21 protein-coding genes and 3 pseudogenes are annotated in these 26,275 nt (G+C 37.9%); 20 read left to right on the forward strand and 4 right to left on the reverse strand.

What is annotated here, in order from left to right:
• Positions 1 to 185 precede the first annotated feature (185 nt).
• From hrcA to MKX69_RS05060, 5 genes are all read left to right on the forward strand, one after another.
• Positions 186 to 1,229 carry a heat-inducible transcriptional repressor HrcA gene (hrcA, locus tag MKX69_RS05040; RefSeq protein ID WP_341009102.1) on the forward strand — a complete coding sequence of 348 codons (1,044 nt, stop codon included), beginning with the start codon at positions 186 to 188 and terminating at the stop codon, positions 1,227 to 1,229.
• Between the two features lie 93 nt (positions 1,230 to 1,322).
• Positions 1,323 to 1,886: a nucleotide exchange factor GrpE gene (gene grpE / locus MKX69_RS05045; RefSeq protein WP_002296525.1), complete on the forward strand. Its 564-nt coding sequence runs from the start codon at positions 1,323 to 1,325 to the stop codon at positions 1,884 to 1,886.
• A 50-nt stretch (positions 1,887 to 1,936) separates the two neighbouring features.
• Positions 1,937 to 3,766, forward strand: coding sequence for a molecular chaperone DnaK (dnaK, locus tag MKX69_RS05050; protein WP_002292134.1), 1,830 nt, complete (start codon positions 1,937 to 1,939; stop codon positions 3,764 to 3,766).
• 150 nt (positions 3,767 to 3,916) lie between these two features.
• Positions 3,917 to 5,074: a molecular chaperone DnaJ gene (dnaJ, locus tag MKX69_RS05055; protein WP_341009104.1), complete on the forward strand. Its 1,158-nt coding sequence runs from the start codon at positions 3,917 to 3,919 to the stop codon at positions 5,072 to 5,074.
• A gap of 125 nt (positions 5,075 to 5,199) precedes the next feature.
• Positions 5,200 to 6,159, forward strand: a complete 960-nt coding sequence (locus tag MKX69_RS05060; protein ID WP_000222573.1) for an IS30 family transposase — start codon at positions 5,200 to 5,202, stop codon at positions 6,157 to 6,159.
• Positions 6,160 to 6,220: 61 nt separating this feature from the next.
• Here MKX69_RS05060 and MKX69_RS05065 read toward each other — a convergent pair.
• Positions 6,221 to 6,849 (reverse strand): annotated as a pseudogene (locus tag MKX69_RS05065) (PucR family transcriptional regulator).
• A gap of 11 nt (positions 6,850 to 6,860) precedes the next feature.
• Here MKX69_RS05065 and MKX69_RS05070 point away from each other — a divergent pair.
• Entirely contained in the window at positions 6,861 to 7,037 is a 177-nt protein-coding gene (locus tag MKX69_RS05070) for a hypothetical protein (protein WP_002299633.1), read from the forward strand.
• Between the two features lie 44 nt (positions 7,038 to 7,081).
• Here the strand turns inward: MKX69_RS05070 and MKX69_RS05075 are convergent, their stop codons facing one another.
• Positions 7,082 to 7,819: an amino acid ABC transporter ATP-binding protein gene (locus MKX69_RS05075; RefSeq protein ID WP_002292113.1), complete on the reverse strand. Its 738-nt coding sequence runs from the start codon at positions 7,817 to 7,819 to the stop codon at positions 7,082 to 7,084.
• Position 7,820: 1 nt separating this feature from the next.
• Positions 7,821 to 9,323: an amino acid ABC transporter substrate-binding protein/permease gene (locus tag MKX69_RS05080; RefSeq protein ID WP_341009107.1), complete on the reverse strand. Its 1,503-nt coding sequence runs from the start codon at positions 9,321 to 9,323 to the stop codon at positions 7,821 to 7,823.
• A gap of 258 nt (positions 9,324 to 9,581) precedes the next feature.
• On the opposite strand from MKX69_RS05080, the gene uvrB reads away from it, so the two are divergent.
• From uvrB to MKX69_RS05150, 14 genes and pseudogenes are all read left to right on the forward strand, one after another.
• Entirely contained in the window at positions 9,582 to 11,576 is a 1,995-nt protein-coding gene (gene uvrB / locus MKX69_RS05085) for an excinuclease ABC subunit UvrB (RefSeq protein ID WP_341009109.1), read from the forward strand.
• Positions 11,577 to 11,585: 9 nt separating this feature from the next.
• The gene (gene uvrA, locus MKX69_RS05090; protein ID WP_002296519.1) at positions 11,586 to 14,402 is read left to right on the forward strand and encodes an excinuclease ABC subunit UvrA; all 2,817 of its coding nucleotides are present in this window, start codon (positions 11,586 to 11,588) and stop codon (positions 14,400 to 14,402) included.
• A 262-nt stretch (positions 14,403 to 14,664) separates the two neighbouring features.
• On the forward strand, positions 14,665 to 15,930 hold the full coding sequence (locus MKX69_RS05095) for a D-aspartate ligase (RefSeq protein WP_002294441.1): 1,266 nt from the start codon (positions 14,665 to 14,667) through the stop codon (positions 15,928 to 15,930).
• A gap of 3 nt (positions 15,931 to 15,933) precedes the next feature.
• The gene (locus MKX69_RS05100; protein WP_002296517.1) at positions 15,934 to 16,665 is read left to right on the forward strand and encodes an aspartate racemase; all 732 of its coding nucleotides are present in this window, start codon (positions 15,934 to 15,936) and stop codon (positions 16,663 to 16,665) included.
• A gap of 134 nt (positions 16,666 to 16,799) precedes the next feature.
• Complete coding sequence (gene rapZ / locus MKX69_RS05105) at positions 16,800 to 17,684, forward strand: RNase adapter RapZ (protein WP_341009113.1); 885 nt, start codon at positions 16,800 to 16,802, stop codon at positions 17,682 to 17,684.
• The gene (locus MKX69_RS05110; protein ID WP_341009115.1) at positions 17,681 to 18,679 is read left to right on the forward strand and encodes a gluconeogenesis factor YvcK family protein; all 999 of its coding nucleotides are present in this window, start codon (positions 17,681 to 17,683) and stop codon (positions 18,677 to 18,679) included. Before rapZ ends, MKX69_RS05110 begins: the two co-directional genes overlap by 4 nt.
• 33 nt (positions 18,680 to 18,712) lie before the next feature.
• Complete coding sequence (whiA, locus tag MKX69_RS05115; RefSeq protein WP_156248970.1) at positions 18,713 to 19,648, forward strand: DNA-binding protein WhiA; 936 nt, start codon at positions 18,713 to 18,715, stop codon at positions 19,646 to 19,648.
• Between the two features lie 542 nt (positions 19,649 to 20,190).
• A complete protein-coding gene (locus tag MKX69_RS05120; RefSeq protein WP_341009118.1) occupies positions 20,191 to 20,841 on the forward strand; it encodes a hypothetical protein in 651 nt (216 codons plus the stop codon).
• A 185-nt stretch (positions 20,842 to 21,026) separates the two neighbouring features.
• Positions 21,027 to 21,701 (forward strand): DUF443 domain-containing protein, encoded by a 675-nt coding sequence (locus MKX69_RS05125; protein WP_341009120.1) that lies wholly within the window; start codon positions 21,027 to 21,029, stop codon positions 21,699 to 21,701.
• A gap of 362 nt (positions 21,702 to 22,063) precedes the next feature.
• Positions 22,064 to 22,312: pseudogene (locus MKX69_RS05130) on the forward strand (hypothetical protein); the annotation flags it as partial.
• A gap of 36 nt (positions 22,313 to 22,348) precedes the next feature.
• The gene (locus MKX69_RS05135; RefSeq protein ID WP_341010497.1) at positions 22,349 to 22,576 is read left to right on the forward strand and encodes a hypothetical protein; all 228 of its coding nucleotides are present in this window, start codon (positions 22,349 to 22,351) and stop codon (positions 22,574 to 22,576) included.
• A 647-nt stretch (positions 22,577 to 23,223) separates the two neighbouring features.
• Positions 23,224 to 23,481: a hypothetical protein gene (locus tag MKX69_RS05140; protein ID WP_105223546.1), complete on the forward strand. Its 258-nt coding sequence runs from the start codon at positions 23,224 to 23,226 to the stop codon at positions 23,479 to 23,481.
• A gap of 112 nt (positions 23,482 to 23,593) precedes the next feature.
• Positions 23,594 to 24,205 (forward strand): annotated as a pseudogene (locus tag MKX69_RS05145) (hypothetical protein).
• 178 nt (positions 24,206 to 24,383) lie between these two features.
• A complete protein-coding gene (locus MKX69_RS05150) occupies positions 24,384 to 24,941 on the forward strand; it encodes a hypothetical protein (protein ID WP_341009123.1) in 558 nt (185 codons plus the stop codon).
• A gap of 697 nt (positions 24,942 to 25,638) precedes the next feature.
• Here MKX69_RS05150 and MKX69_RS05155 read toward each other — a convergent pair.
• Positions 25,639 to 26,160: a DsbA family protein gene (locus tag MKX69_RS05155; RefSeq protein WP_002306480.1), complete on the reverse strand. Its 522-nt coding sequence runs from the start codon at positions 26,158 to 26,160 to the stop codon at positions 25,639 to 25,641.
• Positions 26,161 to 26,275 lie beyond the last annotated feature (115 nt).

Genomic DNA, 26,275 nt, shown 5'->3' on the forward strand with positions numbered 1-26,275 from the left:
AAATACAATAAAGGACTATTGAAACGTTGATATAACTGGATTTACATCAATTATTTAGAGTTAGCACTCTTGTGTTTAGAGTGCTAAAAAATGGAGTCTTTCTCTTGACAGGAGAAGGGCTTCTTGCTATATTTATAAGTGGATTAGCACTTAGAATATATGAGTGCTAATGATAGGTGAGGAAGATGTTAACAAAGCGACAAAACGACATTTTACGTCTGATCATCCAACACTATACGAGTAGTGGCGTGCCCGTTGGTTCCAAAACATTGATGTCTGAGGGAGTCAAGGCCAGCTCAGCAACGATTCGCAATGATATGAAAGCATTAGAAAATGAAGGATTGCTGTTGAAGACTCACTCTTCTTCTGGGCGGATTCCATCTGCTTTAGGCTATCGTTATTACGTGGATCATTTGTTAAAACCTGCTCGCGTAGCAGAAGATGATTTGCTACTGATTCGTCAGTCTCTAGGCAGAGAATTTCATGAAATCAATGAGATTATTAAGCAATCTGCTGAGATATTATCTGAGCTGACAAGCTATACGACTTTTTCATTGGGACCTGAAATAAAAGACCGCCGACTGACTGGCTTTCGTATCGTACCCTTGAATAATCGACAGATTATTGCTATCGTCGTAACAGATATGGGGAATGTAGAAAGCCAAGTGTTCACTCTTCCCGAATATATGGGAAGTCAGGAACTAGAAAAAATGGTACAGATTGTAAACGACCGTCTAGTCGGAGATCCTCTGATGACGGTGTACCATAAACTTCGTACGGAGATTCCGATGATTCTTCATAAATATTTCCAAACGACAGAAGGGATGTCTCAGTTATTTGACACCGTTCTTGGTCATGTTTTTGAAGATAAGGTTTATGTCAGTGGACAAATGAATCTCTTGGATTATGAGCCCCGTCAAGATCTTGATCAGTTCAAATCGATGTTTTCTTTTATGAAAGACTCAGACGGACTTACACAAATGATCACTCCGATGGATAGCAATATTCATATCAAGATTGGTGCTGAATTAGGCAATGATTTATTGCAGAATATGAGTATGATTCAAGCAAGTTACGAGATAGATGGTCATGGAAGTGGTACAATAGCCTTGTTAGGGCCTACTAGTATGCCTTATTCTCGGATGTTCGGTCTAGTCGATGTTTATCGAAGAGAACTAGCAGCTAAACTTGCTGATTACTACCATTCGCTTGACTTGTCAAACTCGTAATGTGAATAACGAAGCTATTTGCAGCTGATCGTTCTCTCTTTCTTAGTAAGAGCAATCAAACAGCTGACTGAATAATGAAAGGAAGACTGTATCGTGAAAGAAAATCAAGAAGAACTAGATAAAGAAATGACAGATGCTCAGCCAGAACCGGAAATCGATGTCGAAGCTGCAGAAGATTCGGGTATTTCAGAAGCTGAAGCGGAAGAATTCGAAACAGCGAAATTAAAAGCTGAGTTAGAAGAAATGGAAGATAAATACTTGCGGGCTCGTGCTGAAATCGCAAATATGGCAAATCGAGGAAAAAATGAGCGTGAGCAATTACAAAAATACCGTTCACAAGATTTAGCCAAAAAATTACTTCCATCAATTGACAACCTGGAACGTGCATTAGCCACAGAAGTGTCAGATGATCAAGGGGCAGGTTTGAAAAAAGGCGTGGAAATGGTCTTGGAAAGTTTGCGTAACGCACTGGAAGAAGAAGGAATTGAAAAAATCCCTGCTAAAGGAGAAGCCTTTGATCCTAATCTTCATCAAGCAGTACAAACTGTTCCAGCGACTGAAGATACACCAGCCGATACGATTGTAGAAGTACTACAAGAAGGCTACAAATTACATGATCGCGTGTTAAGACCAACTATGGTCATTGTTGCACAATAATTGTGCGGATATAAAACTTACACTTTCAATTAAAGGAGGAGACGTTAATTATGAGTAAAATTATCGGTATTGACTTAGGTACGACTAACTCTGCAGTAGCAGTATTGGAAGGAAACGAAGCAAAAATCATCGCTAACCCAGAAGGAAACCGTACAACACCTTCTGTTGTATCATTCAAAAATGGAGAAATCCAAGTAGGGGAAGTTGCAAAACGTCAAGCTGTGACAAACCCAAATACGATTTCATCAATCAAACGCCATATCGGTGAAGCAGGTTACAAAGTAGATGTAGAAGGTAAATCATATACACCACAAGAAATCTCAGCAATGATCCTTCAATATATCAAAGGATTTGCAGAAGACTATTTAGGTGAAAAAGTCGAAAAAGCAGTTATCACTGTGCCAGCTTACTTTAATGATGCACAACGTCAAGCAACAAAAGATGCTGGTAAGATCGCTGGTCTAGAAGTAGAACGTATCGTCAATGAACCAACTGCAGCTGCTCTTGCCTATGGTTTAGATAAAACAGATCGCGACGAAAAAATCTTAGTATTCGACCTTGGTGGCGGTACTTTTGACGTATCTATCCTTGAACTAGGAGACGGTGTCTTTGATGTATTGTCAACAGCTGGCGACAACCATCTAGGTGGGGACGACTTTGATAACAAAATCATCGACTACATGGTAGCAGAATTCAAAAAAGAAAATAGCATTGACTTGTCTCAAGACAAAATGGCTTTACAACGCTTGAAAGACGCTGCTGAAAAAGCGAAAAAAGATTTATCTGGCGTATCAAGCACACAAATCAGCTTGCCATTTATCACAGCAGGAGAATCTGGACCATTGCATTTGGAAATGACATTGACACGTGCAAAATTTGATGAATTAACAGCTGACTTAGTAGAACGTACAAAAGTACCAGTACGTCAAGCGCTAAAAGATGCAGGTTTATCACAATCAGAAATCGACGAAGTTATTTTAGTCGGTGGATCTACTCGTATCCCTGCAGTTGTAGAAGCAGTACGTAAAGAAACAGGAAAAGAACCAAACAAATCAGTTAACCCTGATGAAGTAGTTGCTATGGGTGCTGCTATCCAAGGTGGCGTGATCACTGGTGATGTGAAAGATGTTGTTTTACTTGACGTTACACCATTGTCATTAGGTATCGAAACAATGGGTGGAGTGTTCACTAAATTGATTGACCGCAATACAACGATTCCAACAAGTAAATCACAAGTATTCTCAACTGCGGCAGATAATCAACCAGCAGTAGACATCCATGTATTACAAGGTGAACGCCCAATGGCTGCTGACAACAAAACTCTAGGAAGATTCCAATTGACAGATATTCCAGCAGCTCCTCGTGGTATTCCACAAATCGAAGTAACATTCGATATTGATAAAAACGGGATTGTAAATGTATCTGCGAAAGATCTAGGTACACAAAAAGAACAAAAAATCACGATCAAATCTTCTTCAGGTCTAACAGACGAAGAAATCGAACGTATGGTAAAAGATGCAGAAGCAAATGCAGAAGCAGATAAAGCTCGTAAAGAGGAAGTTGACCTACGTAATGATGTAGATGCATTGCTATTCTCTGTGGACAAAACATTGAAAGAATTAGAAGGCAAAGTGGACGAAGAAGAAGTGAAAAAAGCAGAAACAGCTCGCGATGAATTGAAAGCCGCTGTTGAAGCAAACAACATCGAAGAAATGAAAACTAAACGCGATGCATTGAACGAAATCGTTCAAAACTTGACTGTTAAACTATACGAACAAGCGGCACAACAACAAGCTCAAGAAAACCCAGAAGCAGCTCAAGGCGGAGCAGATGATGTCGTTGATGCTGATTTTGAAGAAGTCGATGGCGACGATAAATAATCAGTTCACTGAATTTCGAGAGAAGGCCAAAGTTGCTACTTTGGCTTTTTCTTTTGAAAATTAGTTTGAAGTATCGGTTTTTGTTTCAAACAAAATATGATATGATAACAAGCGACGTGAAAATGATGAGAACCAATAGGAGGAAAGCCTATGGCAACAAAACGTGATTATTATGAAGTCTTAGGGCTCTCAAAAGGAGCATCAGAAGATGAAATAAAGAAAGCTTATCGTAAGCTTTCGAAAAAATACCATCCTGACATCAATAAAGAACCTGATGCGGAAGAAAAATTCAAAGAAGTATCAGAAGCATATGAGATTTTAAGTGACCCGCAAAAACGCGCTGCATATGACCAATACGGGCATGCAGGCACAGATCCAAATTACGGTGCTGGTGGAGCTGGTGGTGGATTCGGCGGCTTCTCTGGTGGCGGCTTCGGTGGTTTTGAAGATATCTTCGACTCTTTCTTTGGAGGAGGCGGTCGGTCAGTCGATCCAAATGCGCCTCGTCAAGGTGCTGATTTGCAATATACGGTCGACTTGTCTTTTGAAGAAGCGATTTTTGGTGTAGAAAAAGAAATCAAGTATAATCGGGAAGAAATCTGTCATACTTGTGGTGGGAACGGTGCAAAACCAGGCACACAACCAACTACTTGTCATAAATGTCATGGTGCAGGTACGATCAATGTAGAACGCCAAACACCACTTGGACGAGTGATGAGCCGTCAAACTTGTGATGTTTGTCATGGCACAGGGAAAGAAATCAAAGAACCTTGTCCAACCTGTCATGGCTCAGGACATGAGAAGAAAGCACATTCAGTTAAAGTGAATGTACCAGCTGGTGTAGAAGAAGGACAACAAATGCGTTTAGCTGGTCAAGGAGAAGCTGGAGAAAACGGCGGACCATTTGGTGATTTGTATGTGGTCTTCCGTGTAGAAGAAAGTGATATCTTTGATCGTGAAGGTTCTGAAATTTACTATGAATTGCCTTTAAGTTTTGTACAAGCAGCTTTGGGGGATGAAGTTCAAGTACCAACTGTCCATGGAGATGTGAAATTGAAGATCCCTGCTGGAACACAGACAGGTACGAACTTCCGTTTACGTGGAAAAGGCGCTCCGAAGTTACGTGGTGGTGCAACAGGCGACCAACATGTCAAAGTAAAACTGATCACACCGAAAAATCTAAATGAACAACAAAGAGAAGCATTACGTGCATTCGCTGAAGCTGGCGGCATCAAAGTTGAAGAACAGCAAGAAGACGGTTTCTTCGATAAGTTTAAAGATGCTTTTGGTGGGAAAAAGCGGAAGTAGTTTTTCTAGTAAAAACGCTAAGTCATTAATAACGCCGATTGTAAAATTAAGCTAGACAACTAAAAAAGTCATTTGTGCTACACTCAAAATAGTTCCGTCCAAAGAATTATAAGGAGTGAGTACAAATGACCTATACCCATCTTACAACGGATGAACTTGTAATGATAGAGTCTTATTTCAAAATAAATCAATCTGTTGCGAAAACTGCGCATTGCTTGAATCGTTCAAGACAAACGATCCATAAAGTATACCTGTTCTTCAAGCAAGGAAAATCAGCCTTAGAGTACTATCAACAGTATAAGAAAAACAAATCAAACTGTGGTAGACGCCCGCTTGTTTTACCTGAGGAACAATCAGAATATATTCAAAGAAAGGTTGTTCAAGGATGGACACCCGATGTGATTGTTGGTCGTGCAGCGTTTCCTATTCGTTGTTCTGCTCGTACCATTTATCGTATGTTCAAAAAGGGGCTATTTAATCCTTCTGACTTACCGATGAAAGGCAAGCGTAAACCAAATGGACATCAAGAAAGACGTGGAAAACAAGCTTTCCGTCGCTCTATTCATGAACGTGAAAAAGATTATAGCCAATTCTCAAATGAGTTTGGTCACCTTGAAGGTGACACTATCGTAGGTTTGAAACATAAAAGTGCTGTAATTACCTTAGTTGAGCGATTATCAAAAGTTATCATCACATTGAAACCGTGTGGTAGACAAGCGATTGATATTGAAAACAAATTAAATCATTGGTTTGAATCTGTACCGAAAAATCTATTCAAATCCATCACTTTTGATTGTGGAAAGGAATTTTCAAATTGGAAACAGATCAGTAATGCCAATGATATTGCCATTTATTTCGCTGATCCAGGAACGCCGTCTCAAAGAGGCCTAAACGAGAATTCTAACGGATTGTTACGTAGAGATGGTTTATTGAAATCTATGGATTTCAATTCAGTAGATGAATCTTTTATTCAATCTGTCGCATCGAAACGAAATAATATTCCTAGAAAATCACTGAATTATCGAACACCTTTGGAAGTATTTTTGAGTTACGTAAGTATTGATGATTTGTCTAACTTAATTTGACAATTAAGATAATTAAAAACCAGACGAACAATCATATGTTCGCCTGGTTTTTTTGTAGTTGTCATGTTTGTACCAACAAAAAAGCCAGCTTTAGAATATGATAATCGTCATAGTTTCTAGGGGTATAACCAGTGAGAGAATGGAACTTGTTCAATCGATATTGCAAGGTGTTTTTATGAATAAATAATTCTTCTGAGCAATTTTTGATGCTTCCGTTATTTTTACTGAAGCATGCCAAAGTCTTCTTGAACAAATGTACTTCTTCTTCTGTCAGGCTTTTCAAAATACGTTTTACATATAATGTTCGTTGATCTGACGGGATTGCTGGTAAAATGATCCCGAGGTCTAAATCTTCAAAAAAGCGGATCTCGTTCACAGATTGATGGAAAGTTATCCGTTCACAGCGTGTTGGGCATGAAGGAAAGATTGCGGTGTCTCTTGCTCTGTATAACAAAGCGACCCAATTCCAAAGTTTAGCTGTAACTGATAAATTTTATTAAACTTTGTCTGGATTTTGTCAAGCAATGATAGCAATGAGGCTCTGGAAATCCGATTGACTAGGATAATGATTTGTTGTCTATGTACAGTGAACAAAGCCTGTCCGTAATAAGAGAAGATCCTTTCGAGCAACTCCAATAAAGGATTGATCCGTTCTTGACACAATTGCTGATTGTCAGAAAGTTGTCCCACAACTACATAATATGGAGAAGAAAAATCAAGCTCAATTAAGTGAGGGTGGTATCGACTATGTACTTGATATCATCAATGAACCGATGGTACTTTCTTATGCGATGGAACAGGTAGAGCGATTGCTTGTTTGTGCAGGAAAACAAGCGATGCGGCTGATGATACGATTAGGTGAGAAAATAAGAAGATAAAAATACACGGTCCCTTCATGGCGACCGTGCATTTTTGGTTTTTATTAAATATTTAATACTTTATTCAAGAAATCTTTTGTCCGTTCATTTTGCGGATTTTCAAAGATTTGTTGAGGCGTTCCGTCTTCTAAAAAGTTTCCGTCGTCAATGAACATGACGCGATTGGCCACTTCTTTAGCGAACCCCATTTCGTGCGTAACGATAACCATCGTCATACCTTGTTCTGCTAACTTTTTCATGACGTTCAAGACATCACCGACCATTTCAGGATCGAGTGCAGAAGTAGGCTCATCAAAAAGCATGATGTCAGGGTTCATCGCTAGAGCACGAGCAATAGCCACACGCTGTTTTTGTCCACCAGAAAGCATTTCAGGATACATATCTTTTTTATCTTCTAGACCAACTGTCTGCAGTAATTTGATTGCTTTTTTCTCTGCTTCTTCTCTAGATTCTTTCTTCAGGTCCATCGGTGCTAAAATGATGTTTTCCAAAATAGAAAGATGAGGGAATAGGTTAAAGTGTTGGAATACCATTCCGATATGTTGTCTCACCAAGTTGATATCTGTGCTTTTATCCATCAAGTGGGCGCCATCAATAATAATTTCACCGTCAGAAGGTTCTTCTAAACGATTCAAGCAACGCAAGAATGTACTTTTTCCTGAACCTGAAGGGCCAATGATACAGACGACATCTCCTTCGTTGATGGATACATTGATGTCGTTTAATACTGTGTTATCGCCGTATTTTTTGACTAAATGCTCAACTAAGATTTTTTCTGCCATCTTACTTCACCTTCTTTTCTAAAACTTTTGCTAATTTTGTCAATGCTGTGATCAAAATCAAGTACATGACCGCAATGATCAAGTAAACATACGTACTTTGTGTTGTACGTGCAACAATGATCTTACCAGTTTGCAGCAATTCGACTACACCGATTGCGGAAATGATCGTTGTGTCTTTTAATGAGATAACGAACTGATTGACGAATGATGGGATCATGATGCGTATCGCTTGCGGCAAAATGATTTTTTGCATTGTCCGATTATAAGAAAGACCTAAACTTCTGGAAGCTTCCATTTGTCCGACAGGAACGGCGTTGATCCCGCCTCGAACAATCTCTGCGATATAAGCACTTGCGTTAAGAGTCAAGGTGATAACACCAGCAAGGAAGTCAGGAATCGTAAATCCAACGATACCAGGCAACCCAAAGAAAATAAAGAACGCAAGAACCATCATTGGAATTCCTCGGATGATATCGACATAAATACTAGCAATTGTGCGAAGAGCGCGTATTGGTGCTACACTGAATAATCCAAAAATCACACCGATTACTATAGCCAAAGCAAAGGAGATCAAAGTTAGGAGAATTGTTCTCCAAAGTCCTTTCAACAATGCTTGATAGTTGTTTTGGATAAGTCCAAGAAATGTTGATTCATCAGCAGTGGAAGACTCACTGGAAGTTTCTGAACCATCCGCTACATATTCTTTAATAATCTTATCGTATTCGCCTGTTCTTTTTAATTCTTTCAATCCTTCATTGAACATATTAAGAAGCTCAGGATTTTGTCCTTTTTTAACGGCAAATGCATATTTTCCGCCAGATTCTTTTTTGATCGGTGTTTCCAATTCTTGTCCTTGTTTGATCGCATAACCGATTACCGGATAATCATCCATCATTGCATCGATTGCGCCAACTTTTAACCCGTCGTACAATTGATCAGCAGCATCAAAATATTTGATAGAATAGCCATATTCAGATTCATGGTCGCTTAAAAATTCAGCACTTTCGGTACCAACTTTTGCTCCGACTGTTTTTCCTTTCAAATCTTCATAAGACTTGATCGAAGTATCTCCTTTTTTGACAGCTAATTGGATCCCGCTATCAAAGTAAGAATCAGAAAAATCATAGCTTTTCTTTCGTTCATCTGTTACAGTCATTCCGGCAATCATTCCGTCTGCTTGTCCTGATTCCAAAGCTTGCAAAGCAGCAGAGAAACCACGGTAGTCCATTCGGATGTTAAATCCTTGCAGTTTGGCGATGTTTTCCATCAATTTTACATCGATGCCTTCGTACTCGCCCTTTGCGTTTTGAAATTCAAATGGAGCAAAAGCAGAGTCACTGGCAATTACGTATACGTCTTTTTTGGGCTCTATTTTTTGCATTGTCTCGCTTGTGCTTGACTCTGCCGTTGTAGTGTTGTCAGCTTGTGCAACATGACCAAACGCAAGTGTCACAAGTCCTGTCATTAAGAAAACAAATGAGTGAAATAAATGCTTTCTTTTCATAATCAACCTCCTAAATTTCCAATATTTTATTATTATAGGCGAAAAGTGCTGAATCTGACAAGACTGTAAGCTCGAAAAAATGAAAAAAATGCGAGTTTCTAACATTTTATGTTATAAAACGTAACATATATAATAAGATAAAAAAGTGGCGAAAGTATGTTCGGTGTGGTATAATTTTTTATTAAGGAATGCCTTTGCTTTCCTTTTCTTTTTATTGGTCGTAAAATGAAAAGGAATGAATGAAAAGGAGGACGAAGAATGATTGAGAGAGATACCTCCCAACACTTTGAGCTTGTCTCGAAATACCAACCGGCTGGTGATCAGCCTGAAGCGATTAACCAATTAGTGGATGGCGTAGTCGGCGGGAAAAAAGCACAAATCTTATTAGGTGCGACTGGAACAGGGAAAACATATACGATTTCCAATCTTATTGAGAAAGTGAATAAACCAACACTGATTATTGCCCATAACAAAACATTGGCTGGTCAGCTGTACGGGGAATTCAAGGAATTTTTCCCTAACAATGCTGTTGAATATTTTGTTTCTTATTATGATTATTATCAGCCTGAAGCTTATGTGCCTTCAAGCGATACGTATATCGAAAAAGATTCAAGTGTAAATGATGAGATCGACAAATTACGACATTCGGCTACTAGTTCATTATTAGAAAGAAATGATGTGATCGTCATTGCATCCGTTTCATGTATTTTTGGATTAGGCTCGCCTTTTGAGTACCAAAAACAAGTAGTTTCGATTCGACAGGGAACAGAACTAGATCGCAATCAGTTGATTCGTGACTTAGTCAGTATCCAATTCGAAAGAAATGATATAGATTTTCAGCGCGGTCGTTTTCGAGTGCGCGGTGATGTCGTGGAGATTTTTCCGGCTTCAAGAGATGAACGTGCCTTACGTGTGGAGTTTTTTGGAGATGAGGTCGAACGTATCCGAGAAGTCAATGCACTGACAGGTGAAGTTTTAGGAGAAACGGAACACGTAGCAATCTTCCCGGCGACTCACTTTGTGACGAATGATGAACATATGGAGCATGCCGTAGCGAATATCAAAGCGGAATTAGAACAGCGTTTAACTGTCTTGCGAAATGAAAACAAACTTCTGGAAGCTCAACGTTTAGAACAGCGAACCAATTACGATATTGAAATGATGTTAGAAATGGGCTACACGTCGGGAATTGAAAATTATTCTCGGCATATGGATGGACGTAAAGAAGGTGAACCGCCTTATACGCTATTGGATTTCTTTCCTGAAGATTTTTTGATCGTGGCGGACGAATCGCACGTAACCATGCCTCAAATCAGAGGAATGTATAATGGTGACCGAGCGAGAAAACAGATGCTAGTAGATTACGGTTTCCGTTTGCCATCTGCTTTAGACAATCGGCCACTTCGGTTAGAAGAGTTTGAAAAACATGTCAATCAGATCATTTATGTCTCTGCGACGCCAGGACCATATGAACATGAACAAACAGATACCGTTATCCAACAAATCATCCGTCCGACAGGGCTGCTTGACCCAGTGATCGAAGTTCGTCCAATCATGGGACAAATCGATGATCTAGTAGGCGAAATAAATGAACGAGTCGAAAAAGACCAGCGGGTGTTTGTAACGACATTGACGAAAAAAATGGCAGAAGACCTTACAGATTATTTCAAAGAATTAGGGATCAAAGTCAAATATTTGCATAGTGATATCAAAACGCTGGAACGAACAGAAATCATTCGAGATCTTCGATTAGGTGAATTTGATGTGTTAGTTGGAATCAATTTGCTTCGTGAAGGATTAGACGTACCTGAAGTTTCCCTTGTTGCTATCTTGGATGCGGATAAAGAAGGCTTTTTACGTAGTGAACGTTCCTTAGTCCAAACGATTGGACGAGCTGCTCGGAATGAAGAAGGTAAAGTAATCATGTACGCAGACAAAGTAACAGATTCTATGCGTATAGCGATGGATGAAACATCAAGACGCCGTACGATTCAGCAGAAGTACAATGAAGAACATGGGATCGTTCCAAAAACGATCATTAAAGAAATCCGAGATTTGATTTCTATTACGAAAGAATCGGAAGATGATACAAAAGAAGCGGTACAAGTCTCGTATGAAGAAATGACGAAAGAAGAAAAAGATACGTTATTGATGAAATTAGAAAAAGAAATGAAAGATGCGGCGAAAGCATTGGATTTTGAAACAGCCGCTAATGTGCGAGATATGATTTTAGAATTAAAAGCTTCAAAGTAGGAGGACAACATGGCTAACGATAAAATTACGATTCACGGTGCACGTGCCCATAACTTGAAAAATATAGATGTAACGATTCCACGAGATAAATTCGTGGTCGTTACAGGTTTGTCCGGTTCTGGAAAAAGTTCCCTAGCATTTGATACGCTGTACGCTGAAGGGCAGCGGAGATACGTAGAGAGCCTTTCTGCTTATGCTCGTCAGTTTTTAGGACAAATGGATAAGCCGGACGTAGATAGCATCGACGGATTGAGTCCGGCGATTTCTATTGATCAGAAAACAACAAGTAAAAATCCTCGGTCGACAGTAGGTACTGTGACGGAAATCAATGACTATTTACGCTTGTTGTTTGCACGTGTAGGACATCCGATTTGTCCCAACGATCATATCGAGATTACCAGTCAATCAGTAGATCAAATGGCAGATCAAGTAATGGCTTTGCCTGAGCGCACAAAGATCCAAGTGTTGGCACCGATCGTGGTAAAGAAAAAAGGACAACATAAAAAAATATTCGAACGAATCCAAAAAGAGGGATACGTCCGCGTTCGAGTCGATGGTGAGATCTATGATTTAAGTGAAGTGCCTGAGCTGGAGAAAAACAAAAAACATGATATCGCGATCGTCATCGACCGGATCATTGTGAAAGAAGGGATTCGTTCTCGTCTATTTGATTCTTTAGAGGCGGCCCTGCGATTGGCAGACGGCTATGCTCTGGTTGATGTGATCGGTGAAGAAGAAATGTTGTTTAGCGAACACTATGCCTGTCCTTATTGCGGATTTACTGTTGGCGAACTAGAACCAAGACTGTTCTCATTCAATGCGCCTTTTGGAGCTTGTCCAGACTGTGATGGTTTAGGTGTCAAATTAGAAGTCGATCAAGATTTAGTGATTCCAGATAGAACGAAGACACTTAGTCAAGGTGCTATCGTTCCATGGAATCCAATCAGCTCTCAGTATTATCCTCAAATGTTAGCGCAGGCTTGTGAAAGTTTCGGTATCGATTTAGATACACCATTCGAAGAATTACCGGAAGAGCATCAGGAGATCATCTTGAATGGGACAGATGATCTTTTCCATTTCCATTATGAAAATGATTTTGGTGGCGTTCGCGATGTAGAAACGACTTTCGAAGGGGTATTAAAGAATATCGAGCGTCGTTATCATGATACGAACAGTGATTTCACGCGTGAGCAAATGCGTCTTTATATGACAGAATTAACTTGTCAGACATGTAAAGGTTATCGATTGAATCCCCAAGCTCTATCTGTTCAAATCAATGGAACGAATATCGGGCAAACAAATGAGTTGTCTATTCAAAAAGCAGTAGATTTCTTCTCAAACTTAACGTTATCTGAACAAGAGAAAGTAATTGCCAAACCGATTTTAAAAGAAGTAAATGACAGACTTTCATTCTTGGAAAATGTGGGACTAGACTATCTAACTTTGAGTCGCGCTTCCGGAACATTATCTGGGGGAGAAGCGCAGCGAATCAGATTGGCTACACAAATTGGATCGAATCTTTCTGGAGTTTTGTATATTTTAGATGAACCATCGATCGGATTGCATCAACGCGACAACGATCGACTGATTGGCTCATTAAAGAAAATGCGTGATCTTGGCAACACCCTCGTTGTAGTCGAACATGATGAAGATACGATGTGGGCAGCAGATTATCTGATTGACGTCGGACCTGGGGCCGGAGAACAAGGCGGACAAATCGTGGCTGCAGGCACTCCTGAAGAAGTAGCTAATGATGAAAATTCTTTGACAGGGAAATATCTTTCAGGGAAAAAATCAATCCCTGTACCAAAAGAACGCCGCAAAGGTAATGGGAAAGCAATCAAGATCACTGGTGCTTCAGAAAACAATCTGAAAAATATTAGTGTTGAATTTCCATTAGGAGAATTTGTAGCAGTCACAGGTGTGTCTGGTTCTGGAAAGAGTACATTGGTCAATAGTATCTTAAAGAAATCGTTAGCGCAAAAATTAAATAAGAATTCTGCTAAGCCAGGTAAATTCAAGACAATTTCCGGCTACGAAAGTATCGAAAAGATCATCGATATCGATCAAAGCCCAATCGGCCGGACGCCGAGAAGTAATCCAGCGACTTATACAAGTGTATTTGATGATATCCGTGGGTTATTTGCTCAAACGAACGAGGCAAAAATGCGGGGTTATAAGAAAGGGCGTTTTAGTTTCAACGTAAAAGGCGGTCGTTGTGAAGCTTGTCGCGGGGATGGAATTATTAAGATCGAAATGCACTTTTTGCCTGATGTCTATGTTCCTTGTGAAGTATGTCATGGCAAACGATATAACTCTGAAACATTAGAAGTGCATTACAAAGGAAAAAGCATTGCTGATATTTTGGAAATGACAGTAGAAGATGCTGTAGAATTCTTCAAGCACATTCCAAAGATTCATCGCAAACTGCAAACGATTGTTGATGTTGGCTTAGGTTATGTGACGATGGGGCAACCAGCAACGACATTGTCCGGTGGTGAGGCACAACGGATGAAACTTGCCAGTGAATTGCACAAAATCTCTAATGGAAAGAATTTCTATATACTAGATGAACCAACGACAGGACTTCATAGCGATGACATCGCCCGCTTGTTGCATGTATTACAAAGATTAGTAGATGCTGGTAACACAGTTTTAGTGATTGAACACAATCTAGATGTAATCAAAACAGCAGATTATATCATTGATTTAGGACCAGAAGGTGGAGAAGGTGGAGGAACGATCCTTGCGACTGGAACACCAGAAGAAATCATTAACGTAAAAGAAAGTTATACAGGTCACTATTTGAAAAAAATAATGGTATAAAGAGGATAGATAGCTGAGATAGTTAAAAAAACATAAAAAAATGAATTTTTGCTTGTTTTATTAATATCAGTGTTCTAGAATCATTACATGGTAGTTCTTTCTACACTGATTGGTATAGATAAAAACTTCCTATAAGTTCAATCCGTTCAAAAAAGAATTGAGCAATCGGAGGAGTTTCCTTTGATTGCTTTTTTCTTTATGGTATGATATTGCTTGTGTAGTTGGAAAAGAAAAACAAGAGATTATGAGTAAGTGAGAGATAATGATGAACAGTATTGAAAATGAAGAATTTATCCCTATATTATTAGGAAGCGACATGAACGTTTATGGTATGGCACGTTCTTTTAATGAAGCATACGGCAAAATCTGCCAAGCATATGCTTCGGATCAGTTAGCCCCTACCCGCTACAGTAAAATTGTCAATGTAGAAGTTATTCCAGGATTTGATAAAGACCCTGTATTTATCGAGACGATGCTTCGTTTGGCAAAAGAAAGATATTCTGATAAGAGTAAAAAATATCTTTTGATTGCTTGTGGTGATGGATATGCAGAATTGATCTCCCAACATAAACAAGAGCTGTCAGAATATTTTATCTGTCCATATATTGATTATTCTTTATTTGAAAGACTGATCAATAAAGTAAGCTTTTATGAAGTTTGTGAAGAATATGATCTTCCGTATCCTAAAACATTGATCGTCAGAGAAGAAATGTTAGTAAATGGACATTTGGAACAGGAATTGCCTTTTGAATTCCCAGTTGCTTTGAAACCTGCAAACAGTGTGGAGTATCTTTCTGTCCAATTTGAAGGAAGAAAAAAAGCTTTTATTTTAGAGACTAGAGAAGAGTTCGATTTAATTTTAGGCCGGATATACGAAGCCGGTTATAAAAGTGAAATGATTGTACAAGATTTTATCCCGGGTGATGATAGTAATATGCGTGTGCTAAATGCGTATGTAGATGAAGATCATCAAGTTCGGATGATGTGTCTTGGTCATCCACTGTTAGAAGATCCTACACCAGCATCGATTGGTAATTACGTTGTGATCATGCCAGATTATAACGAAAAAATCTATCAAACCATTAAGGCATTTTTGGAAAAAATCGAATATACAGGCTTTGCCAATTTCGATATGAAGTATGATCCTAGAGATGGAGAATATAAATTATTTGAAATCAATTTGAGACAAGGTCGTAGCAGTTTCTTTGTGACATTGAACGGCTTGAATCTGGCTCGTTTTGTCACAGAAGATCGAGTGTTCAACAAACCCTTTGTTGAAACGACCTATGGAACGAATCAATCAGATAAAGCAAGATTATGGATGGGTGTGCCCAAAAAAATCTTTTTAGAATATGCTAGGGAAAATGAAGACAAAAAACTAGCTGAGCAAATGATCAAAGAAAATCGTTACGGTACTACTGTGTTTTATGAAAAAGACCGGTCAATCAAGCGCTGGTTGTTGATGAAATATATGTTCCATAACTATATTCCAAGATTCAAAAAGTATTTTCATGTGAAAGAAGGCTAGTTCATGGAGAATTTTTTCAGTATTTTAGGCGGAATGGGCACGATGGCGACAGAAAGTTTTGTTCGCTTGATCAACCACCGAACGAAAGCTACAAAAGATCAAGAATATTTGAATTATGTCTTATTCAATCATGCAACAGTTCCTGATCGTACAGCTTATATTTTAGATCGATCAGAAGAAAATCCAATGCCGTTTCTGCTGGATGATATTGAGAAACAAAATTTATTGCGACCAAACTTCATTGTGTTGACTTGTAACACCGCACACTACTTTTTTGAAGAATTACAAGCGGCAACGGATATTCCTATCCTGCATATGCCAAGAGAAGCAGCAAATGAACTTGTCCGTCAGCATACGACAGGGAGAGTAGCGATTCTAGGAACAGAAGGAAGTATGAAAGCTGGAATCTATGAACGCGAAGTCAAAAATCTTGGTTTCGAAACAGTGATTCCTGATACTGCGCTTCAAGAAAAAATCAATTACCTGATCTATCATGAGATCAAGGAATCGGATTATTTGAATCAAGAGCTCTATTACGAAATCTTAGAGGAAGCGGTAGAGCGCCTAAACTGTGAAAAAGTCATCCTAGGTTGCACAGAATTATCTTTGATGCATGAATTTGCTGAAGATAATCATTACCCAGTGATCGATGCTCAATCTATTTTAGCGGATCGAACGATCGAACGTGCATTAGCTGAAAGAAGCGAGGCATTGGATACAGCATCGGAAAAGTAAAAAAATTGGATTTGGGGCAAATATCCTAAAAGATATTTGGTCCAAATCTTTTTGTAAAAGAAAAAGAAAACTGGTAATGATACGCCCGGAATGATATAATTTTATTATGCACAATGTGAGAGGGGTTCGTAAATATGACAGATAATTTGCAATTAGTCATCATAACAGGTATGAGTGGTGCAGGGAAAACAGTAGCTATCCAAAGTTTTGAAGATATGGGCTATTTTTGTATCGATAATATGCCGCCTCGATTGATTCCAAAATTCTGGGAATTGATCAAAGAATCAGGTAAAGTCACAAAAATGGCTTTAGGAGTGGATTTGCGTTCTCGTTCCTTCTTTGAAGAAATCCAAAACATGCTGATCGAAATCGAAAATACGAACTTCATCGACACTTCTATCTTATTTTTAGATGCTTCAGACGAAGAACTAGTGGCTCGCTACAAAGAAACAAGACGAGCACATCCAATGGCGATGGACGGTTTGATCACTGAAGGGATACGTAAAGAACGGGCGATACTAGACGACTTGAAAGCCCAAGCTTCCGTGATCATTGATACGACAACATTGACACCACGACAATTACGTGAAAAAATCAATGAGTCATTCAAATCAAAGGGAGACCAAGGATTTCGGATCGAATTTGTATCATTTGGTTTTAAATACGGGTTGCCGATCGATTCGGATATTGTGATGGATGTGCGTTTTTTGCCCAACCCTCATTATATCCCGGAACTAAGACCATTGACCGGAAAAGATCAGCCAGTCTATGATTATGTGATGTCCTTTGATGAAACGCAATCATTCTACCATAAATTTTTGGATCTTCTGGAAACTGTATTGCCTGGATACATTAAAGAAGGAAAAAGCAGCTTGACAGTTGCAATCGGCTGTACAGGCGGTCGACACCGTTCTGTGGCATTGACTGAACGTTTGGCAAATGCTTTAGGGAAAAACTATAAAGTCAATGTGACACATCGGGACAAGGATAAAAGGAAAGAGACGGTGAACCGGTCGTGAAAATGAAAACCTACCGGATAAGAAAACCAAAGATCGTAGTGGTCGGCGGTGGCACTGGTCTGCCAGTTATCCTGAAAAGTTTACGAAATCAAGGAGCAGATATCACAGCAGTAGTGACTGTTGCAGATGATGGTGGAAGCAGCGGTGCAATCAGAGAATCGATCGCTATGGCTCCTCCTGGTGACTTGAGAAATGTCTTAGTGGCGTTATCGGATATGCCACAATTCTATGAAGATATTTTCCAATACCGTTTCAAAAAGGAAGATCAGTTTTTAGCCAATCATACGATCGGTAATCTGATCATTGCCGCAGTTTCCGAGATGCGGGGAAGCACTTATGAGGCGATTCAATTATTAGCAAAAATGATGCATGTAGATGGACATGTTTATCCTTCTTCAGAAACTCCTTTGACCTTGCATGCTGTTTTTAAAGACGGAACGACTGCAGTAGGAGAATCTAAAATCGCGATCAACCGTAAAACTATTGACCGTGTGTATGTCTGCAACACAAATGATAAAAGTGAAGCCAAAGCGGCTCGAAAAGTCGTTTCAGCAATTATGAACGCCGACATGGTCGTTTTGGGACCCGGAAGTTTATTCACCAGTATCCTTCCAAATTTAGTGATACCAGAAATCGGCGAAGCAATGCTCAAGACAACTGCTGAAACCGTCTATATCTGTAATATCATGACCCAAAAAGGGGAAACGGAACATTTCACAGATGCCGATCATATACGTGTTTTACACAAGCATTTGAATCAGCCTTTTATCGATACAGTATTGGTCAATACGGAAAAAGTGCCTGAAGATTATATGGACCCAGAGATCTATGATGAGTATCTAGTACAAGTCGCACACGACTTCAACGGATTGAGAAATGAAGGATGTCGAGTGATTTCCACCGACTTTTTAGAATTGAAAGATGGTGGTGTCTTCCACGATGGAGACAAAGTAGTAGAAGAATTGTTCCGTTTAGTTTTCGGTTCAAAATATTAAGCAATTTATTGTTGGAGAAAGGAGGAGAATAGGATGTCATTTGCTGCAGATGTGAAGAAAGAACTAACTGGTTTGGAAGTTCATCGAGAACATGCGAAAGCGGAATTAGCTGCTTTGCTGCGAATGAACGGCTCTTTAGGTATTGTGAACCAGCAGTTTATTTTGAACGTCCAAACAGAAAATGCTGCAATTGCCAGACGTATCTATTCTCTTTTGAAAGATCATTATCAGGTACGAAGTGAGCTACTCGTTCGTAAAAAAATGAAATTAAAAAAGAACAATGTCTATATCGTCCGGTTGAAGCAAGGCACAAAAGATGTGTTGATGGATCTTGATATCATGGATGGTATGATGTTCAATGGACACGTTTCGGACGAGATTATGGGAAATTCGCAAAAAATACGTTCTTACTTACGTGGTGCTTTTATGGCCTCAGGTTCAGTCAATAATCCGGAAACGAGCCGTTATCATTTGGAAATATTTTCTATTTATGAACAGCATAACCAAGACATTTGCGATATGTTAAATTATTACGGTCTACATGCTCGAACGCTTGAACGGCGCAATGGCTATATTTCTTATTTAAAAGGAGCAGAAAAAATTGCTGATTTCTTAACATTGATTGGTGCAACCAACTCAATGCTCCGATTTGAAGATGTTCGAATCGTACGGGATATGAGAAATTCGGTCAATCGTCTAGTCAATTGTGAGACAGCAAATCTGAACAAGACGATTGATGCGGCTTCTAAACAAATCGAAAACATCGAATTGATCGAAGCAAAGGTCGGTCTACATGCCCTTCCTGAAAAACTTCAGGAAATCGCAGAACTTCGGCTTCAACATCCAGAGGTCAGCTTGAAAGAATTAGGGGAAATGATTCCCTCAGGTGCAATATCAAAATCGGGAATTAATCACCGAATTCGCAAAATAAATGAATTTGCGGAAAAACTGCGTGAAGAAGCAGTTTAATCCAAAGAAAAAACTGATACATGAAGCAGGAGATGCGAATGTATCAGTTTTTTTTAAAAGCTATACTTGCTTTTCTTCCGTCAAACTATAATTCCAACTTTACTGGAGTAACATAATTTTGAAAGGCTTCTATTGTTTTTTAATACAATCGTATAAAAAGCGGGGAGACAACTGAATGAAGATTTTAGTTTTATACATAAACTTTTGCTTAATATAGAAGTCCTGATATAGATAGGATCAAGTATTTATCTATAACTGGAGATTAATTAAAAACTGGAAGGAACTGCTCGATCAACCTTGAGAACTGGTTTTCTTACTTCTGGTCAAGATTCTCGTGGTTGGTGGACAAGGATGGTTGATAAGTTCATTGGATTAGCTAGTCGAAAACAACCAGGTGTAATTAATGTAGAAGTTTTAACAAGGGGATGGAGTGACTTATTCAGTGATAATCATAAGTTCATAAATAGTGATTGGGATGTATGGTTGGTATACGTTATACCTGAACTTGAACTATCAAGATTTGGTTTAGAATTTGAGAATCGATGTTTGTAAAGGGAGGGCAAAAAGTGTGCTTTTTTACAACTTTTACTATCATTATGATTGCAGTACTTTTTATTTTTCTAGATATAGTAAAGCGAAATACAGCATTTTTATTATATCGGGTTTTACTTCGAGCAGGTCTCATAACATTTATATCGATCGTTGGATTTTTTCTATTCACAGTTATTGTATTTATTTGGAGAACTACAGCACCACCATTGCCAGAGATTACATATGGAGAATTTCCGTTTAGTCTTGAATATGAAATAGATGAGGAAAGAATTTTGATTGAAGATACGGTGATTGCAGAATTTATAGGAAGTTTTAGAGGGAATGTGACAACTCAACCTAGACGAAGTTGGAGTATAAAACTTTTAAATAATAGTGGAGAGTTGAAAGCATTTCATTATGAATTCTTAATAATAGAAAGTGAAGATGTAACAATCAGTTTAAGTAGTGGCTCTGCTGGATATTTTATGAATGATGGTGGAAGCAAGCCACAGCTCACAGTCCGTGATCGTATTGCAGGTTTTATGCATTTTTCTCACTATGACTTAGAAGAAGCTCGTAAAATACTTGCAGAATATGGGATCACATTAATCAATTGGGAATATGCGCCACCGATAAGAAATTTTTTCAATGATTATTATTAGTCTTATAAAAAACAGAATGTAAAATTTATGTGCGCGAGTATTTAGTTTTCCATTTTTTGTTTGATAGATATATAGCATTGTTGAAGCATGGGATAGTGGTGCCAATTTTATTAATGAGGTGGTCAGGCAGTTAACATAATTGGTGATGCTATAAATCCATTTAATTGGAATTGGGGGAATTAGGCGTGGAAACAGCGAGAATATGGATATTCATGAAAAATTTTCGTTCGGCTTTGAGATATGTTATTCTGGAATCAAAATCAGGTTATTATCTGATTGACACAGATCACTATACTTTTTGGGGAGGCTACCTTTTTCCAATTTTCAATTGGATAGTCCCCCATAAGGTTATGAAAATTAACTTGCCTGCAGAAGAAATAAATAGATTAATACTCAACAAAGATTTACAAAGGAAAAGAGAGAAAGAACATTCTAATGTTGCTTGGATAGGTCCAGCATTTGCGGTAGTGACTTCTTCAATTGTCGGTTCTGTCCTAGAGAGTATTTATAGTGATTTTTCTATTGGAATACGTTATTTGTTTGTTACTTTAAGTATAGCCGTTCTTTTGTGCATAAAGGGTTATGTTAGCAAGAAGAATAAAGATATTTTAACACTAATCGGTGTAAACAATTTGTCTAGTACTAAAATTATACTGTTTCCTGAATCTATAAAAGAAGGATCAAGGTTGTTGATAATTTTTATAATGCTTATACTGTTTTCTGTTTCTTCTATGGTGGCGTTTATAGTTTCAAATAATTGGTTTATTCTGGCAGGCGTAATGCTTTTTTCTAGTTTCTATTTATTTAGTAATGCTCTATTAGCACAGCGAGGGAAATATAAGTTTAAAATATTAGATTAGATATTATTTTTAGAGGGGATAAATATAAAATGAAAAGAGGTTATTTATAATGGAAAAAGTATTACCAATTAAGAGCTACTGTATTCCAAGGCTTTTCATCATAGAATTTCAAAAGTAAAGACATGTGTTTCACAAATAGTGTCTATCCTGGCTAAATAATTCTTCCACTATCTGCTTTAATTTCAGTAGACTTTTCGGCAAGTTATTTGCTAATGAGATGAATAGAGATTACAACTCGCCTATAACCGCTTAAAACAAGCTTTTTTAAAGTATAGTTAGCAAGTCGTATTCATATGTTCAAAGAGGAGGGCTTATGAACTTTGAATTCATTCCGTGTGAACAGAACAGTAGGGGGAAGTAAAATGAAAGAAAAGCCTATAAATAAATGGTCATTGTATAAAAATTCAATGTTTGGAGTTGTTATCTTTGGTGTTTGTGCTGGATTATTCCTTTTCATATTATTACAAACGGTGACTCTTTTCTCTTCTAATCCTACTTATGGATGGAGAGACAGTATAGCCTTAGGGATGTTTGCGGGAGGATATGGATTCTTATTGTTGTTCTCAATTCTCACACTAAGTCCAATCCATGGACTCATTCAACTTTGGAAGCAAGAACGAGCCTTAAACTTTTCGTTCTCGGAAGAAATGGAAAAACACAACATAACAGGCAGTATGTATGTGGATGATCAATGGTTTATCAGCACTGATGAGGTAAAAATAGTTGCCATTAGGAGAGATTACCTGCAGAAAATTCATAAAATAAAAGATCCTAATGGGAAAAAGGCAAGGTTAATTATAACTTTGATAACATCTAATGGTAAGAAGTTAAAACTTGCAGGATCATATGATAATGTTAAAAAGTTCGAACATTAGTATCTGCAAAAAGACAGCATTAATCTTAATAAACAATTTGAAAAAAATTAATCAAAGTCATCGGCAACACGAATAATTTGACATCTTGATATTGTGATATAAGCAAAAACGGCATTTCTGAGACCGAACAGCATAAAAAATTTAAATGTTGGAATTTATATAAGCAAAACCCAAGAAGCTAGATGCGATAGAGCATTTAATTTCTTGGGGTTTTGCTTGGGAATCAGCATATCAATTAAAATGATCATCTTGGTATTTCAAAAGTGGGTACGATTACAAATAGTTGGAGCAAAATAGTGGGTAAAATTACCATTCCAGTGTCTGTCTTGCCTCTTTTTCGTCAATCACAAAGAGACGAGATTCATAGGAAAAATCGATACAGGGTATGATTTCAATGATATTATGATCAATTACAAAATAGATTGATAAAGCATTTTTTGCATTTTTATAATAGTTTATTGATAATAATGTATGAGATACAGTATAATGATTTAAAAGGTAATGTGTTGTGACCGAATTAAATGAACTAATGCCTATTTTTTATATTCCTTAGTGGACAAAAATGGAGACAGTGAAGTTAGGAGCATTGTATCCTTTGTTGCGTAGTTCAAAAAAGTAAGAGATTTCTATAATGGTCAGGGTAAACGGTGAGGGCTGTCCACGTAAATCCTACTATTGAAATCACAATGATCGGACATTCAAAAGGTGGTGCTGAAGCAGCAAATTCAGTAGCTATAAATACGAATGCGATTATATTTAATCCAGCGACAGTAAATTTATCTGCTTATGACTTAGACTCAAACACATATACAGCAAACATGGTAGCTTATGTTGTCGAAGGAGATGCATTAAATGTTGTTTTTGGAGGAGTATACACCTATTGGAGAATTAATCATGTTAGATAGACAATATGATGCACCTTAGTGGAGAATGATATCTCGCATAGGTAACTCAGTAAAAAATCAAGGTATGGAAGCAATTATCTCTGCATTGGAAGATCGATATAGATAGGCGGATATGAATAGTAATAGGGGGAATAAAATGGAATACAATGGATCAATGAGAATTGTACAAATTATATTTTGGATTGCATCGGGAATTGTGATTATAGGAGGAGTGTTTTTGATGTTACCAAGCTTAATATTTCCTTTCTTTGCATTAATCTCGCCTAAAATACCCGAACCGGAAATCACCTATGGAGAATTTCCATTTAGGATTGAATACGAACTAGATGGACAGCTTAACATAATTGAAGATACTGTCATAGCTGAGTTTAACGGATGTGAGTTCAGCGCAGGTTCTATGAAAAGAGAACGAAGATGAAGAAGTAGATTAGCTAGTGATAGAGAAGATCTACCTTTTGGGGACGATCTAGGAATCTATTTTAGTCGAGGAAGTGCGCAATATTATATGGGGGAAAATGTACAATCAATGTCATTAAAACCACATATAGCTCTTAGAAATCTCGAGGAAGGTTTTAGAAGAGAGGTAGACTTTATATTAGGAGAAAGTGGATACATAAGAACTGTACTTAATTTCGGAGAAGCGCAAGAAGTTTTGACACAATACGGAATTACCTTAATCAACTGGGAAATATCTGAACCGATTGTTAACAATTTTGGTGATTAGAAAACAATTACGATAAATAGAAACAAGCCAAATCATCAGCAAGTAAAAGCTGATGATTTGGCCTTTCTTATACGAGTAGTAGGAATTCATAGCGAATATTATTACGACCATTAGATATTTTGATATTAAAGGAGTATTACGAACTAGTATGTGAGAATGTAGAGGTGATGTGCGAATAATGAGAAATTTATCAAATAGAAACAAAATATTAATCATTATTGTTGTTATAGCTGTGTTTCATCTGGGAACGAATGCGGTTTTAAGTAGAATAATATTGGGTCCTAAGCCACCAAGGCCAGAAATTACCCGAGGGGAGTTTGATTTTAGATTAGAATATGAAGTAGATGGGGAAAGGATTGTGATAGAAGATACAATTGTTGCATTATTTGATGGATTTTCTGCAGATGCAGGTAGCATGGCATGGTATCGTACGTGGCGTCTACATTTAGCAAGTGATAGACGATCACGAAATATCTTATTAGATGAATTAGAGGATGGTCGAAGAATATCTTATGTACCAGAAAGTGCTAACTATTTTATGGGAGATGTACAGAAAGAAAGAGAGCCTAATCCTAATTGGTATCCATTTAATGGCGTAACAATAGAATATCCACGCAATAAAACACCTGAAATAGGTGCAAAATTTATAAGTGGTTTAGAAGATCTGTACGATAGGTTTGGAATCCGTCTTATTAGTTGGGAACACGATCCACCAATAGAAAATCGCTTTGAATAATCGAAATCTACTAATCCATTTCATCAGCCAGTGAATGTTGTAATGGAACAATTTGGTTTAGTGTTCAAAACCATTGAAATACTAGGCTGTGATCAGCAAAAATGAATCTGAATAAAAAAGAGAGCAACTATTAGATGAGAGGAGTTAAGAGTTGTTAGCTTTATACGAATCAAAGTGGCAAATATAGATGCGTATGCATTTGTGTTTGCCATCTTGCATTTGGTAGACGAGATAGGTATAAGCTAAAGAAACAACTTGTTTAAAATAAACGACCTAGCTCAACAAACGACCATCTAATCAACTAACAGCATACATAAAAGCAACTATTTTTGAAGTAGAATTGAAATCGGGATAACTTAAAAAGTGATTGGGATACTAGTGAGAATCACCGTACATAAATATTACTCGTTAAGGGAAATTGAGAAATTTTGTATGAAAATTTAAGAATTAGTTAGTATGCGCAAGTCAAAAATATGAATAAATTATTTGGTGGAGATAATTTGCTCAGCTTGTCATAAGAAATGAGATACTCTGGCAGATGCAAGCTTTTGGACACCATTTATTCGGAATAAGGAGGCTGGGACAGAAGCGTTTAACTCCAAGAAATAAGAAGGAGTTGCTTCTGCTTCCGCCGTTTATACGTGTTTAGAGCGTGAGACAAAAGTGTTCTTTACTTTTGTCCCACGCTCCTTATTTTTTATTTTGTTTGGATCAATTCTTTTAATTCCTCTATTGAAATAGATTCATCAAAGATTTCTTTACCCAAGATGACAGTCGGAACAAATCGAATATGTGCTTGCTCAGCTTCGTTGATGACAGCTTGGCTCAGCTGTTCGTCTTTTTGTTCTGTCAGCTTTAGTTTATCTACTGCAAAATCCGCTACTTCTTGGAGAGAAAGATGTTTCCACTCGTCTTGAGTATCGAATATTTGTTTGATCTCTTTGATCGCTTTTTGACCATCGCTGATTGTGAGATACCGGTGCATCACGTTTCCTCGCTGCAAGCTTTCTTTTTCTTTATCGAACAATTTGATCACTCGCTGCAATTGCCCGCTTTGGACTGCTTCTTCTAATAGATCATAAGATTCTTCAAACCATTGTCGGCAATACGGACAAGCTAAGTTGATGAATTCGACCATTTTTTTAGGAGCATTCGATGAACCATAAAGGATTCCTTTTTGTGTATTTGTTTTCGTTGCATCAATCACTGATATATCCATGTTAAAACACCTCTTTCGCTTATAGTTTATACATGTCTGACAAAAAAAGGCAACGATTTAGACTGTTTGTCTAAAAATTAGATGACCAATTCAAATAGACATATGTGAAATATTT

The organism is Enterococcus sp. FSL R5-0957, from assembly GCF_038008005.1.
Taxonomy (GTDB): domain Bacteria; phylum Bacillota; class Bacilli; order Lactobacillales; family Enterococcaceae; genus Enterococcus_B; species Enterococcus_B faecium.

What these genes read in the sequence shown, in the direction of transcription:
- MKX69_RS05095 (WP_002294441.1), top strand. Translation starts at nt 14,665, where the DNA reads ATGATGAACAGTATTGAAAATGAAGAATTTATCCCTATATTATTAGGA.
- whiA (WP_156248970.1), top strand. Translation starts at nt 18,713, where the DNA reads ATGTCATTTGCTGCAGATGTGAAGAAAGAACTAACTGGTTTGGAAGTT.
- hrcA (WP_341009102.1), top strand. Translation starts at nt 186, where the DNA reads ATGTTAACAAAGCGACAAAACGACATTTTACGTCTGATCATCCAACAC.
- uvrB (WP_341009109.1), top strand. Translation starts at nt 9,582, where the DNA reads ATGATTGAGAGAGATACCTCCCAACACTTTGAGCTTGTCTCGAAATAC.
- MKX69_RS05100 (WP_002296517.1), top strand. Translation starts at nt 15,934, where the DNA reads ATGGAGAATTTTTTCAGTATTTTAGGCGGAATGGGCACGATGGCGACA.
- dnaJ (WP_341009104.1), top strand. Translation starts at nt 3,917, where the DNA reads ATGGCAACAAAACGTGATTATTATGAAGTCTTAGGGCTCTCAAAAGGA.
- MKX69_RS05150 (WP_341009123.1), top strand. Translation starts at nt 24,384, where the DNA reads ATGAGAAATTTATCAAATAGAAACAAAATATTAATCATTATTGTTGTT.
- rapZ (WP_341009113.1), top strand. Translation starts at nt 16,800, where the DNA reads ATGACAGATAATTTGCAATTAGTCATCATAACAGGTATGAGTGGTGCA.
- MKX69_RS05135 (WP_341010497.1), top strand. Translation starts at nt 22,349, where the DNA reads ATGGAAAAACACAACATAACAGGCAGTATGTATGTGGATGATCAATGG.
- MKX69_RS05060 (WP_000222573.1), top strand. Translation starts at nt 5,200, where the DNA reads ATGACCTATACCCATCTTACAACGGATGAACTTGTAATGATAGAGTCT.
- MKX69_RS05075 (WP_002292113.1), bottom strand. Translation starts at nt 7,819, where the DNA reads ATGGCAGAAAAAATCTTAGTTGAGCATTTAGTCAAAAAATACGGCGAT.
- MKX69_RS05080 (WP_341009107.1), bottom strand. Translation starts at nt 9,323, where the DNA reads ATGAAAAGAAAGCATTTATTTCACTCATTTGTTTTCTTAATGACAGGA.
- dnaK (WP_002292134.1), top strand. Translation starts at nt 1,937, where the DNA reads ATGAGTAAAATTATCGGTATTGACTTAGGTACGACTAACTCTGCAGTA.
- MKX69_RS05070 (WP_002299633.1), top strand. Translation starts at nt 6,861, where the DNA reads ATGGAGAAGAAAAATCAAGCTCAATTAAGTGAGGGTGGTATCGACTAT.
- MKX69_RS05120 (WP_341009118.1), top strand. Translation starts at nt 20,191, where the DNA reads ATGTTTGTAAAGGGAGGGCAAAAAGTGTGCTTTTTTACAACTTTTACT.
- MKX69_RS05155 (WP_002306480.1), bottom strand. Translation starts at nt 26,160, where the DNA reads ATGGATATATCAGTGATTGATGCAACGAAAACAAATACACAAAAAGGA.
- uvrA (WP_002296519.1), top strand. Translation starts at nt 11,586, where the DNA reads ATGGCTAACGATAAAATTACGATTCACGGTGCACGTGCCCATAACTTG.